Genomic DNA, 13,710 nt, shown 5'->3' on the forward strand with positions numbered 1-13,710 from the left:
CCCCGGATCAGCGGGACTATTGCGCCGCATAAGCGATACTAATGTCAGAATCGTGCGAATGTGTGTCAGGCTGGATCTGCGGCCAGCGGCCGAGCCAGCCAGGGCTGGCGACAACGACGTCAGGAAAGGTCCGAAATGCCACAGCACCCCAGCTCCAAGCCCCTCCGGTGGTCGCTCCTCGCAGTGCCCGTCGCCGGAGCCATGGTCCTCGCCGGCTGTTCCGGCGGCGGCGACAGCGGAGGCAGCACCGACGGCGCAGCCGCCGGCTTCTCGCTCATGGTCGCGCAGGCCAACGACGCGGATGACTTCTACGCCCAGATGGCCCAGGCCTACACCGAGGAGACCGGTACCGAGATCGAGGTGATCCCCTACCCCTCCGACGCGTACAACACGCAGGTCACCACCCAGTTCCAGGCGGGCAACGCGGCCGACGTCGCGATCCTCTCCCCCGGAACCGGGCAGCCGATCTCGGTGATCACGCTCGCCGAGGCGGGCTTCCTCGAGCCGCTCGACGAGACCTCGGCGGGAGTCATCCCCGAGGGCACCGAATCGCTCTACGAGGTCGACGGCGAGATCTACGGCCAGCCGACCGCGCTGACGCCCGTCGGCTTCGTCTACAACCCCGCCGCTGCCGAAGAGGTCGGCGTCGACGAGTTCCCGGCGACGTTCGACGACCTGCTGACGGCCTGCACCACGGCCAAGGACGGCGGCAAGAGCTTCACCGCCCTTGCCGGCTCGGTCGCGTTCAACACGGGGCTCCTCGCGCAGATCGTCGCGGCGACCCGCGTGTACGAGGCGGACCCCGACTGGAACGAGCAGCGCGCGGCCGGCGACGTCACCTTCGCCGACAGCGGCTGGAAGCAGGCCCTCGAGGACATCGTCGCAATGAACGACGGCGGCTGCTTCCAGGACGGCGCAGCCGGCGGAACGTTCGACTCGATCACCAACGGCATCGGCGGCGGCACGTCGCTGAGCGCCGCGGTGCCCGGCTCGGCCGCGACCTCGATCAACGCCGGTGCCGGCCTCGAGACCGACATGCAGGCGTTCCCGCCGGCCGACGGCCAGGGCGACTTCACGCTCGCGTCCGCCAACTACGCCTGGGCGATCAACGCCGCGGCCGAGGACGGCGCGAAGGCGTCGGCGCAGGAGTTCCTGGACTGGGTCGCGGAGCCCGAGCAGGCGCAGCAGTACGCCGACCTCTCCGGTGCCGTGCCGATCACGGGCGTGAGCGCCGACACCCTGCTGCCCGTGTACCAGCCCATCGCCGACCTGCTCGAGTCGGGCGCCTACACCGGGCTGCCGAACTCGACCTGGCCGAACCCGGCCGTCTACGACGCCCTCGGCGTCGGCGTCCAGGGCCTGCTCACCGGTCAGAAGACCGTCGACCAGGTGCTGGAGGAGATGGACGCGGCCTGGGACAGCTGATCCCGCCACCCCGTCGATGATCGGTCGCCGCCCGGAGCCTCGCGCTCCGGGCGGCGACCCCGTTTCCACCCCCTCGAACTCACCGGGAGCGAGCATGACCCCCAGCCCGCGCATTCGCGACCTCCTGGCCCGCATGACCTGGGCCGAGAAGCTCGGCCAGCTGCAGCTCGTGTTCCGGCCGTCGCTCGACGACGCCGCGCAGCTCGTGCGCGACGGCATCGGCTCCGTGTTCTGGCCGCGGTCGGCAGCCGCGGTCAACGCCCTCCAGCGCGTCGCACTCGAGGAGACCCGGCTCGGCATCCCGGTCCTCGTCGGGCTCGACGTCATCCACGGGCACCGGACGATCGGCCCGGTGCCGCTGGCCCAGGCCGCGAGCTTCGACCCGGCGCTCGTGGCCGACCTCGCACGGCTCGCCGCCGCCGAGGCCCGCTCGGCCGGCGTGACCTGGACGTTCTCGCCGATGCTCGACGTCTCGCGCGATCCGCGGTGGGGCCGGGTCGTCGAGGGCTTCGGCGAGGACGTGCACCTCACGGCCGAGCTCGGCCGCGCCATGGTGCGCGGGTACCGCGGCGACGGGCTCGCGGCATCCGATGCCATCGCCTCGAGCGCCAAGCACTTCGTCGGCTACGGCCAGGCCGAGGGCGGGCGCGACTACGACGCGGTGGATGCCTCGGAGCACCGCCTGCGCAACGTGCACCTCGAGCCGTTCCGCGCGGCGGTCGACGAGGGCGTCGCCTCGGTCATGGCGTCGTTCAACACGGTGGCCGGACGACCGATGCACGCCAACCGGCGCCTGCTCACCGACGTGCTGAAGCGCGAGTGGGGCTTCGGCGGCGTGGTCGTCGGCGACGCCGACGGCGTGCGCAACCTGCTCCCGCACGGCGTCGCGGCCGACCTCGACGACGCGGTGCGGCAGGCCTACGCGGCCGGGCTCGACGTCGAGATGGGCGGCGCGCCGTCCGACCTCCCGCCCGAGGCGATCGCCCCCGAACGGCTCGAGCCCGCCCGCGTCGACGACGCCGTGGCCCGGGTGCTCGCGCTGAAGGAGGCGCTCGGGCTCTTCGACGATCCGTACGTGCCCGAGGACGCGGAGCGACTCGAGCCGACCGACGACGCGCGAGGGCTGGTGCGTCGGGCGGCCGCACGGGCCATGGTCCTGCTCAAGCACGACGGGACGCTGCCGCTGCGCGACCCGCGCCGGGTGCTCGTCACGGGTCCGTACGCCGAGTCCACCGACCACCTCGGCGCGTGGACGCAGTCGTTCGCCGCCCCGGCCGGCTCCATCGTCGACGAGCTCCGATCGCGGATGACGCGCGCCGACGTACGGGCGATCGGGGGCGTCGGCTTCCTCGACGACGACGACGCGGGCATCGCGGGAGTCGTCGCCGCGGCCCGCGAGAGCGACCTCGTGCTGGTGTTCGCCGGCGAGCCGAGCTCGCTCTCGGGCGAGGCGGCGTCGCGCAGCGACCTGCGGCTCCCCGGGCGGCAGGAGGACCTCATCCGGGCCGTCGCCGCCACGGGCACGCCGTTCGTCGTCGTGCTCGAGAACGGGCGGCCGCTCGTCGTCGCGGACTGGATCGACCAGGCCCCGACGGTGCTCGAAACCTGGCACGGCGGCACCGAGGCATCCGCCGCTATCGTCGACGTGCTGCTCGGCGACGAGGAGCCCGCCGGACGCCTGCCGATGTCGTTCCCGCGCTCGGTGGGCCAGGTGCCCGTCTTCTACGCCCACGAACGCACCGGTCGACCGCCGACGGTCGGCGGCAGCCTCACCGAGACGACCGTCGACGTGGGACTCCACGGCCCCGACAACGTGCAGGAGAAGTACACGTCGAAGTACCTCGACCTCGAGCTGGGGCCGCAGTTCGCCTTCGGGCACGGCTCGGGCTACGCGACGTTCGAGCACGGCGAGCCGCGGCTGTCGGATGCGAAGGTGCGACTCGACGTGCTCGGCGCCGGGGGCAGCGTCACGCTCGAGCTCGACGTCACCAACACGTCGGCTCGGCGGGGCGACGACGTCGTGCAGGCCTACCTCGAGGACGTCGTCGCGATCATCGCGCCGCCGGTACGCCGGCTGGTCGCGTTCGAGCGGCGCACGATCGATCCGGGCGAGACCGTGACCGTGCGGTTCGAGCTCGGCGTGGCCCATCTCGGCTTCTGGTCGACGGATGCCGCGACCGCGCGTTTCGTCGTCGAGCCCGGGCTCTTCCGCATCCACGTGGGCGGCACGCTCGACCGCACGCAGGCGGTCGAACTCGTCGTGCTCGAGGTGTAGGGTCGGGGCCACGGCGGGTTCTCCGCGCCGGACCTCCTGATCGGCCGTCCACGCCGGCCGACGTTGCGGGGGCAAAGGGGATTCGTGTCCCCGGTGAACGAGCGAGCAGTGCACCGTTCCCTTATCCGGCGGGCCTCGGTCGCGTGGAGTCCGGGCCGAACGCCGGTTGGAGGACACGATCATGACCGCTCGCAAGCACCTCAAGCAGCTCGTCCGCGACCGCATGCGCAGGACCGGAGAGCGCTACACCGTCGCGCGACGCCATATCGCCGACGCCGACTCGTCGTCGTCAGCGTCATCGTCGTCGTCGTGGGAGCTGCGCGGCGGCGTCCACGGCGACACGGCGGCGCTCGCCAACGTACTGGCCAACCTGGGCGTCGTCGACCCGCACACGGGTGAGCCCCTGACCGAGGCCATGGTGCTCGGGGTCGGCGGCGGGCTCGGCGCCGGCTACATCCTGTGGGAGTTCGACACGCTCCCGTTCCGCGCGCGCGTGCTGACCCTCGGCTTCCGCCGGCTGTGGCAGTACCCCGACCGTTGGGCGCGTGGCACCGCCGAGCGGCTCGGCCTGCACGCCGAGGTGCACGAGACCGGCGGGGCGAAGGGCGCCGCCACGGCGCTCGACGCGCAGCTCGACCAAGGATTGCCGGCCATCGCCTGGATCGACACCGAGACGCTGGGGCACCGCTTCGAGCCGGCGTGGCGCAGCGGCTACGGCGGAGAACCGCTGGTGGTCTACGAACGCGACGGCGACGAGTACGCGATCGACGACCGCTCGGCGGCGCGGATCACGGTGCCGGCCGAGCGGCTGGCCGCGGCGCGGGCGCGCGTCGGCTCGTACAGGCACCGGCTCGTCACGATCGATCCCGACCGGATCGAACTGGACCTGATTCCGGCCGTCGAGGAGGGGCTTCGGCTGCAGGTCGAGCACCTGAGCGAGACGTCCGACTCGTTCTCGCTGCCGGCCTGGCGCAAGTGGGCGCGGATGACCACCGACACCCGCAACCGGAAGGGCTGGCCGACGGTGTTCGCCGATGGCCATGGCGTGGGCAGCCTGCGTGCCTCGATCTACACGGGCGCCGCGCACGGCGCGCACCTCAGGGGCCTGTACGCGGACTTCCTCGACGAGGCGACGGAGCTGCTCGGCCGCGATCTCGGCGCGGACGCGTGGCGCACGGCCGCCGACGCCTGGGACCGGATCATCGACGTCGCGCTGCCGCCGGGCGACGAGCTGCGCACGCTGATCGACCGCACCGACGAGCTCGTGGCCCGCGGGGAGGATGCCGCGGCGGACGTGGCCGGCGCGCGCTGGGCCCTCCAGCGCGAACGCGACGACGCCGTCGACGAGCCGCCCGCCGTCGGCGAGCTCGTGTCGGCGATGTACGACGCGGAGGTCGCCGCGCTGGCGCGGCTCAGGTCGGCCGTGTGAGTCCGCGCGAGTTCGCCGCGCCCGTCAGGCGCTGAGCGGCCGATACGCGAACTCGCGGAAGCGCACCTCGCCGTCGCCGGCGGCGTAGAGGGCGGGCCGCAGGCTCTGGAGGTCGCCCATGGTGTTCGCGTGGTATCCGGATGTCTCGTAGCGCACGCCGTGACGCACCCAGTCCTGCCCCGGCAGCCGATACCACCCCGTCACGGTGTGCTCCTCGTTGCGGAGGCGGAGGCGCAGCGTCCGCGTCGGCTCGACGGGCTCCCGCCAGTGCGTGGGGGCACCGCCCGAGTAGCTCAGCATCCGCTCGCCATCGATCCCCATGCCGCAGAAGAGCCGGTTGCTGAAGAACAGGAGGAGGCCGCCCTCCACGCTGCCGGAGACGAGTTCGACCTCGACCTCCACCTCGTACGAGTGGTCGCCGGTGACGAGGCACAGCGGCGAGGTGTCGCCGGGGCCGCCGCCCTTCGCGGCCACGACCAGCCCGTCCTCCGACCGCAGCCGTCGCGCCTCCCCCGGTCCCGGCGCGTGGAACGCCCACCGCTCGCCGAGCCGAAGTGTCGCGAAGGCCGCGGCGGCGACCTGCGGCGCAGCCCCCGCGGGCGCGGGCTGCGGAGCCCCGAGGTCGCCCACCGTCGCGACCGGCCAGCCGTCATCGGTCCACGAGATCGGCTCCAGCAGGATCTGGCGACCGAGCGTGCGGTAGCCGTTCTCGTAGCCGTGCGAGACCATCCACCAGGCATCCGCCGGCCCATGCAGGATCGTGGCGTGCCCGCGCGACCACCAGCGCTCGGCGGCGTCGCGTGTACGAGCGACCGGGTTGTGCGGGCTGTTCTCCCACGGCCCGTGCACCGAACGCGAGCGGGCGACGATGACCATGTGCCCGGTCGGTGGTCCGGCCGTGCCGCCGACGGCGCTGACGAGGTAGCACCAACCGTCGCGGCGGAGGAGCTTCGGGCCTTCGAGCGCGTACGCCTCGGTCACCCAGTCGTCGGGGTACTGCCAGCCGTCGTACACGTGCTCGAGCTCGCCGACCGTGGAGAGGCCGTCGTCGGCGAGGCCGATGCGGCGGATGCCGTTCACGAACAGCCAGCGCCGGCCATCCTCGCCGACGACGTGCCCCGGATCGATGGCGCCGCGGATCCCGAGGTCGATCGGCTCCGACCATGGGCCGGCCATCGACGGCGCATGGATCACGAAGATCGCGGCATCCGTCAGCGTCGACCACGGCGTCGGGATGAACGGGATGTAGATGAAGAACCGCCCGTCGTGCTCGGCGAGGTCGACGGCGAACGTGCTGCCGAGCGGCTCGGGCAGCGCGGCGGTCTCGAACGTCCAGTTCACGAGGTCGGTCGATCGGTACAGGAGCAGGCCGGGTGCCGACTCGAACGACGAATAGGTCATCCAGTACTCGTCGCCGACCCGGAGGATCGCGGGGTCCGGGCGGTCGCCCGCGAGCACCGGGTTGGTGAAGGTCGTCATCGGCTCACTCCGGGTTCCGGATGCCGCGGCCGATCCACTCGGCCACCGCGTCGATTGTGCGCAGCGCGCCGCCGTCGCCGGGCTGGTCGATGTGGCCGTGCCGCGCGCCCGCCTCGATCCGCAACTCCGCATTCACACCCGCATCGGCGAGCGTGGCGGCGAACGCCTCGCCCGACGGGCGGAGGTCGTCGAGCTCGCACACGACGACGAGCGTCGGCGGGAATCCGTGTCCGTCGCCGAGGCCCGCGAACGCCTGCGGGTCGGCGAGCGCCTCGGCGGAGCCGGCGAAGTTCAGCGCGAGCTGGCCGTGCGGCGACGCGGGGTCCACGTCGGACGAGGCGTCCGGACCGTTCGGGTGCACGACCGGGTAGACGAGCACGAGCCCCGCGGGCAGCCGCTCCCCCGCGTCGCGGAGTCGCGTGACCGCGCCCGACGTGAGCGTGCCGCCGGCGCTCGCCCCGCCGAGCACGAGCGCCTCGGCCGGCACTCCGAGTCGGTCGGCTGCGACCGCGCGCGCCCACTCCCACCCGGCCAGCACGTCGTCGGACGGTACCGGGTGGTGCACGTCGCCGAGGCACTTCGCGTAGTCCACGGACACGACCGGGATGCCGCGAGCCGCGAGCTCCCGTGAGAACCAGTTCGACTCGGGCATGTCGAGGTGGCCGCCGATGAACGCGCCACCGTGCACCCAGACCAGCGCCGAGCCGGTGGGCGTCGCCGAAGCATCCCGGTACACCCGCACCGGCACGGCACCGTGAGGCCCGCGCACGACCTCGTCCACGCTCTCGACGCCCGCGAGGTGCGGGAAGCGCCGCACGAGCGACGCCGTGTCGATGTCGGTCCGCGGGTCGGCGGGCTCGCCGTGCTCGGCCAGCCAGCGGATGGCGTCGGGCACCGACAGCCGCCGGAAGTCGGGGACGCCCGCTTCGGCCTCGAGCGCTTCGGTCTCGCTCATCGTCGTGCGTCCTCCGTCACGCCTCCACCACCGCCCCGTTGGCGGTTCGCAGTCGGTCGACGGATGCCGCGTCGGTCACGTCCGGCTCCTCGGTCTCGGTCGCGCGGCTCACGCCGGCTGCAGGGCCCGCATGCTGCGGCGGATGAGGTCGTGCTGGCGACGCACGAGCAGCAGCGGGTCGACCTCGCCGAGCTCGGCGAACGCGTGGCCCTCCCACTCGCTCGACCAGTAGCCGCGGTAGCCGCCCTCGACGAACACGCGCACGAGCTCGGGGTAGTCGATCGCGGGCTCCTCGCCCTGCTCGTCGATGTCGTAGAACTTCGCGTGCACGTGCAGGATCTGCGGCATGATGTCGGCCCACTCGCGCGGGTCGACGTGGCCGTGCATGTTGAACGCGAGGTGCGCGAACGAGCCCAGGCGGCCCGGGTCGAAGTCGCGCCCGCGCAGGTAGGCGATGAACTCCTCCTGCCGCTGGCGCATCGGGGCGTCGGTCGCCCAGATGTCCTGCAGCACCTGCACGGCGTCGTCGTCGAGGCCCGCCCGGCGCACCGCACGCAGCAGCGTCGGCGACATGGCGTGCATCGTGGCCGAGAAGTCCGCGACGAAGCCGAGCAGGGGCGAGTCGAGCTCGGCGTAGACGTCGCGCACCTTCAGGATCGGCTCGGCATTGGGGCCCATCGGCGCGTGGATCTCGTAGGCGAGCTTCAGCTCGAGCTCCTCCGCGATCGGCAGGAGCCGGCGCAGCAGCTCGGGCTTGGCGCTCTGGATGCGCACGAGCGGGAAGCCGAGCCGCTTGGCGCCGCGGAACAGGGTCTCGCTGAACGCGAACTCCTCGTCGGGGGTCATGTCGCGGTCGCGGCGGCGCCCCATGTCGAGGTTCGCCCCGAACGAGCTCGCGTCGAATCCGTGCCGGTCGAACGCCGACCGCCACGTGCGCACGAAGTCGTCGGACACGACCGGGTAGGTCGGCAGCACCTGCGACCCCACGATCTCGATGCCCGGCCCGATGCCGAGCTCGGCGACGCGATCGAGCAGGCCCTCGAAGTCGTACCAGCCGGCGCGGAACTCCGCGCTGGCGGAGTAGAGCGTGAGGCCGAGCTTGAAGGGGTCCTCCGCGGCGGCGGACGCCGGCGGCGCGGCATCCGTCACCAGTGCCGGCGGCGCCGCGTCGTGGTCGGTGGCCGTGAGCGTGAGCACCTGGCGGACGACGTTCGGCACGTACACGCCCGGCCCGCCGTCGGCGCCCGGTGCGATCTGCATATAGGGCAGCCGCAGCTCGCCGAAGAGCTCGACGTCGTGCGCCTCGCCGAGCGCGATCGGCTCCGCGCGCTGCACGACGAGCAGCGGGTGCGCCTGCAGGTACCAGAGCACGTCGTGCTGCTCGGGAAGCTCGTCGAGGGTGTACCGCACACCGTCGAGCTCGAACGCGAGGTCCGCGGCATCCACCGGCTCGCCGTCGACGGTGAGGCGCAGGGTCGAGACCGACGAGAGCCAGAGGCTGCGGTACCAGGGCAGGGTGAGCGAGAGGGCGAGCCCCTCGGGGTGCGTGCGCAGGCTGTCGTCCTGGATGAGTCCGTTCGGCATGGTCGTTCCTGTCTGTGTGATGCGGTGAAGCGGATGCCGCGGCTCAGAGCCCGGCGGCGATGCGGCGGATGAGGGAGTGCTGGCGACGGACCTGCTCGATCGAGCGCCACGGGGTGCGTTCGCCCTCGTACTCGCTGGAGAGGTAGCCGCTGTACCCGGCGTCCTTCAGCGCACGGAGGACCGGCTCCCACGGGATCTGCTGGTCCTCGAGGTGCTCGTCGATGTCGTGGAACTTCGCCTGGATGAACACGACGTACTTCGCGATGTCGGCGATGTCGGCGGGATCCACGCCGATGCCGTCGAGGAACGCAGGGCGCTGGCCGGGCAGCTCGCCTGGCCGCAGCGGGATGGGGCGGTCCTGGAAGATGCCGGTGTCGAGCAGCAGGCCGAAGTGCTTCGTGCCGGTGCGCTCGATGAGGTCGATGTAGTCGTCGACGACCGGGTGCCTGATCGGCGTCGGCGAGTGGATCTCGGGGCAGATCACGACGTCGAGCTCGGCCGCGAGGTCGAGCGAGCGCTCGACGGACTCGGTCCAGATGGGGTCGGGCACGAGGTCGCTCGAGACGACGCCGATCTTGGGGCGCACAAAGCGGAAGCCGAGGCGCTCGGCCAGGCGCAGGTCGCGCTGCAGCATGCCCGCGCCCTCCTCGACGGAGAGCCGGCGCGCGTTCGGCCCGCTCGAGTGCAGGCGGGTGTCGATCCAGGAGCCGTAGTTGGTCGGCTCGAGCCCGTACTGGTCGAGGAGCGCGAACCAGCGGTCGATCCACTCGGTGGTGGGCTCGGGGTAGCCCGCGATGTGGCCCTCGCCGAGGATCTCGACGCCCGTCGCGCCGACGTCGGCGACGTGGGCGAGCGCCGTCTCGAGGTCGAGCACGGTGCCGTAGTCGGTCATGTAGCTGTAGAGCGAGACGCCGTACTGGAACGGCCCGCCGTCGCCCTCGGGCGAGAGCGTGAGGTGTCGCGTGACCCGGTAGGTGCTCGGCTGGTGCTCCTCGGGGATGTACGACATGCGCAGGCGGAGCTCGATCGACACCTCGTGGATGCCCTGCGGGAGCCCGCCCTCGAGCGGCACGGTGACGACGGCGGCGTCCTCGAGCTGCCAGCGCACGCCGTCGCCGTCCCAGAGCTCGGCCAGCGTGTACGTGCGGCCGCCGAACGTCCAGCGCGGCACGTCGGGACCCACATCGACGAGATCGCCGACGCGCACCGCGATGCCGTCGATGAGGGACGCCGCCATGCCCCGATAGGAGGGCATGCGCACGCGGAACTGGAAGCCGGTCACGCGTCCGTCCTCGCGGACATTGCGGAAGCCGGTGGACTGGAGGAGGTCTCGTTCGAGAAGCACCTTCGCTCGCTCTCTCTGGGTTGGTGGGTCGGTCGGGTCGTGCGGGTCAGGCGGTCGCCGTGACGGATGCCGCGGCATCCGCTCGGAGCTGCTCGACGGCCTTGCGGGCGCCGCGCACCGCGATCGCGACGCTCATGAGCGTCGGGTTCATCGCGGTCGCGGTCGGGATGAGCGCATTGCCGCCGACGACGAGGTTGTCGTAGCCCCAGACGCGCGACCACGGGTCGGCGACCGACGTGCCGTCGTCGTCGGCGCCCATGCGCATGGTGCCCTGGTAGTGCAGGCTCGACCCGTTGGGCATGAGCCTGGGCTCGGCGACGAACGCGCCGAGCGCGCCGCCCGCACGCCGCAGCCGCTCGGTCGCGGCCTCGATCTCCTCGAGCTCGCTGGGGGTGAGCTCGTACGTGATCGTCATGTTCGGGAAGCCGCGGTAGTCGAGCTCGGCGTCGTCGAACGTGACGGCGTCCTCGTAGCGCGGGAACTTGCGCATGCCGTAGCCCATGTTCACGTAGCCCCAGCGGTTCCTGGCGTGCGGGGCGTCCTCGGGCATCGGGAACGGCGTGTTCTCGGAGTACATGACCTGCAGCGAGAACGGATGGCCCGGCTCCGAGAACGGGATGCGGTTCACCGCGGCGACCGGGTCGGCGGGGTTGGCCGCCCGTCGCGCGAGTTCCTCGTCGAGCTGCCCCTCGGTCGCGAAGCGCCCGATCTTCTCGGCGTCGAGGGCCACCGTGGAGATGACGACCGGGTGCTCGGTGAGGTAGTGCCCGAGGGCGGCTGGGCGGATGCCCGAGGCCCACAGCAGCTGCGGCGAGCGGAACGCGTCGGCCGCGACCACGACGAGGTCGGCGGGCACGAAGCTCGTCTCCTTCGTGCGCAGGTCCTCGACCGTGACGCCGGTCACGCGGTCGCCATCGTGCTCGACGCGGCGCACGAGCGTGAGGTCGCGCAGCTCGAACCGCTCGGACAGGGGGTTGCCGGGCTCGATCAACGGACCGAGCACCACGTCGGCGCCGGCCCAGCGCATCGAGCCGTCGGGCTGGGGGTCGCCCGCGACCGGCAGCGTGCCCGGGCCGTAGCCCTGGGGCAGCTCGCCCGCGAACTCCTCTTCGAGCAGCGACCGGATGCCGCCGCCGACCGCCGAGTCGGCGAAGGCTGCGCTCTGCGCGTGCAGCAGGCCCTCGGCCGTGGCGATGAGGTCGTCCCACTCGTCGTCGGCGATGAACGGGACCTTCTCGCTGAAGGCCGGACGTGGGATGGCGCACGTCCAGTGCGCGCCCTGGCCGCCGACGTTCGTGGCGGCGGCCGCCGCCGGGAACGTCGACGCGTGCGCCGATCCGTCGCCGCCGAAGTCGAACAGGTGCGTGCCCTGCCGGGCCGTGAACATGCCCTCGACGACCGTGCCGCCGGGGATGCCGAGCGACTCGCGGAACTCCCCCGCCTGCGGGCCCTGCGACCGCTCGCGGGCGCGGGCCTTCTCGGTCGGGTCGGCGATGTTGCGCACGCTCTCCCCGGGGATGTCGGTGAGCTGCGGTCCGGCCTCGAACATCACGACGCGGGCGTCGGGCAGGCCCTCGAGGAGCAGGCGGGCGTAGGCGGAGCCGATCGGCCCGCTGCCGACGACGGCGATCGTGGGGTGGTGCGACATGTGGATCTCCTCTTCGGGGTCTTCGAGGTCGTGCGGGCTCACGCGGTGAGCGGTTCGGACGCGGGGTCGGTGGTCGGCTCGGTCGGCTCGGCGGCCGGTTCGTGCTCGTCGGACAGCTGCCCGGCGGGCAGCAGCACGGCGGCGACGACGCCGAGGGCGTAGGTGACGGCGAGGGCGATGAAGACCGGCACGAACAGCCCGCCGTAGAGCTGCGCGACCTCGGCCTGGACCGCGGTCGAGGACTGATGCACGAACTGCGGGGTGAGCGTCGAGGCGTCGAGGCCGGCCGGCAGGGCCGCGGCGACGCCGACGCCGATCACGCCGCCGATGACGGCCGTGGCAACGGTCGAGCCGAACTGGCGCACGAGGTTCACGGTGGCCGTGATGGTGCCCGTCTCGCTGCGCGGCACGGCGCCCTGCACGACGGCGACGACCAGGCTCATGAAGGCGCCGGTGCCGATGCCCACGACGGCCATGACCGCCATCGGCACCCAGAGCGGCGTGCCGACCGGCAGCAGCGCCATCGCGAGCAGGCCGGCCGCTCCGAGCGCGGTGCCGGCGATCGGGTACACGCGGTAGTGCCCGGTCCGGCTGACGAGCCATCCGGTCGCGAGGTTCGACACGAGCATGCCGAACACGGTCGCGATCGGCACGAGGCCCGACACGGTGGCGGTGGTGCGGTAGGCCATCTGGAAGTACGTCGGCAGGTACGCCGTGACCGAGAACAGCCCGATGCCGATGATCGCCGAGAGCGCGACACCGGCCGCGACCGTGCGGTCGGCGAACCACTTGAGCGGCACGATCGGCTCGGGCACGCGCAGCTCGATGGCGAAGAACGCGGCGAAGCCGATCGCGGCGAGCACGAAGGCCACGAGCGCAGCGGTGACGGCGGCAGGGTCGCCGATCCACGTGACCGCGAGCACGAGCGCGACGAACGCAAGCGTGAAGACGACGGATCCGGCGACGTCGAAGCGGCGACGCCGGCCGGGCTCGATGTGCGGGATCGCGAACGCCGCGAGCGCAAGCGCGGCGAGGCCGAACGGCAGGTTGATCCAGAACACCCATGGCCAACCCCAGTAGTCGGTGATGGCGCCGCCGAGCACCGGGCCGACGAGGATCGCGATCGGGAACGCGGCCCCGATGATGCTCATGTACTTGGGGCGGTCGCGCGGCGTCGTCACGTGCGCGACGATCGTCTGCGACATCAGGTGGAGGCCGGCGGAGCTCATGCCCTGGGCGACCCGGGCGATCACGAGCTGCGTCATGTCCTGGGCGAACCCGCAGGCGAGCGAGGCGACGAGGAAGACGACGAGGGACGACAGGAACACGAGCCGCGGGCCGACGAGGTCGCCGACCTTGCCGAGCACGGGAAGCAGCACGGTGCTGGCGAGCGTGTAGCCGACGACGACCCAGCTCATCTGCTCGAGCGCGCCGAGCTCGCCGCCGACGGTTGCGAGCGAGGTCGCGACGATGGTGTGGTCGAGCGCACCGAGGATGGACACGGTCAGGAGCGACGCGACGAGGAGGCGGAGCCTCAGCGGAGAAAGCGACATTCGTTGATCGCCCGAAC

General features: G+C 72.3%; 9 protein-coding genes. 3 read left to right on the top strand and 6 right to left on the bottom strand.

The window, feature by feature from the left end:
* Positions 1-135 precede the first annotated feature (135 nt).
* The 3 genes from ACWEOH_RS17970 to ACWEOH_RS17980 all read left to right on the top strand — a co-directional run bounded on the left by ACWEOH_RS17970 (position 136) and on the right by ACWEOH_RS17980 (position 5,129).
* On the top strand, positions 136-1,425 hold the full coding sequence (locus tag ACWEOH_RS17970; protein WP_452033274.1) for an ABC transporter substrate-binding protein: 1,290 nt from the start codon (positions 136-138) through the stop codon (positions 1,423-1,425).
* Between the two features lie 94 nt (positions 1,426-1,519).
* Positions 1,520-3,700, top strand: coding sequence for a glycoside hydrolase family 3 N-terminal domain-containing protein (locus ACWEOH_RS17975; protein WP_452033276.1), 2,181 nt, complete (start codon positions 1,520-1,522; stop codon positions 3,698-3,700).
* Between the two features lie 181 nt (positions 3,701-3,881).
* Positions 3,882-5,129 (top strand): BtrH N-terminal domain-containing protein, encoded by a 1,248-nt coding sequence (locus ACWEOH_RS17980; RefSeq protein ID WP_452033278.1) that lies wholly within the window; start codon positions 3,882-3,884, stop codon positions 5,127-5,129.
* Between the two features lie 24 nt (positions 5,130-5,153).
* On the opposite strand, the gene ACWEOH_RS17985 is transcribed toward ACWEOH_RS17980, so the two are convergent.
* From ACWEOH_RS17985 to ACWEOH_RS18010, 6 genes are all read right to left on the bottom strand, one after another.
* A complete protein-coding gene (locus tag ACWEOH_RS17985) occupies positions 5,154-6,608 on the bottom strand; it encodes a family 43 glycosylhydrolase (RefSeq protein WP_452033280.1) in 1,455 nt (484 codons plus the stop codon).
* Between the two features lie 4 nt (positions 6,609-6,612).
* Positions 6,613-7,563 (bottom strand): alpha/beta hydrolase, encoded by a 951-nt coding sequence (locus tag ACWEOH_RS17990; RefSeq protein ID WP_452033282.1) that lies wholly within the window; start codon positions 7,561-7,563, stop codon positions 6,613-6,615.
* 108 nt (positions 7,564-7,671) lie between these two features.
* Positions 7,672-9,147, bottom strand: a complete 1,476-nt coding sequence (locus ACWEOH_RS17995; RefSeq protein ID WP_452033284.1) for a C-glycoside deglycosidase beta subunit domain-containing protein — start codon at positions 9,145-9,147, stop codon at positions 7,672-7,674.
* 43 nt (positions 9,148-9,190) lie between these two features.
* A complete protein-coding gene (locus tag ACWEOH_RS18000) occupies positions 9,191-10,492 on the bottom strand; it encodes a C-glycoside deglycosidase beta subunit domain-containing protein (RefSeq protein WP_452033286.1) in 1,302 nt (433 codons plus the stop codon).
* A 46-nt stretch (positions 10,493-10,538) separates the two neighbouring features.
* Positions 10,539-12,140: a GMC oxidoreductase gene (locus ACWEOH_RS18005; protein WP_452033288.1), complete on the bottom strand. Its 1,602-nt coding sequence runs from the start codon at positions 12,138-12,140 to the stop codon at positions 10,539-10,541.
* 38 nt (positions 12,141-12,178) lie between these two features.
* Positions 12,179-13,693, bottom strand: coding sequence for an MFS transporter (locus ACWEOH_RS18010; RefSeq protein WP_452033290.1), 1,515 nt, complete (start codon positions 13,691-13,693; stop codon positions 12,179-12,181).
* Between the last annotated feature and the right edge of the window lie 17 nt (positions 13,694-13,710).

The sequence above is a fragment of the Agromyces sp. NPDC004153 genome, assembly GCF_053603635.1.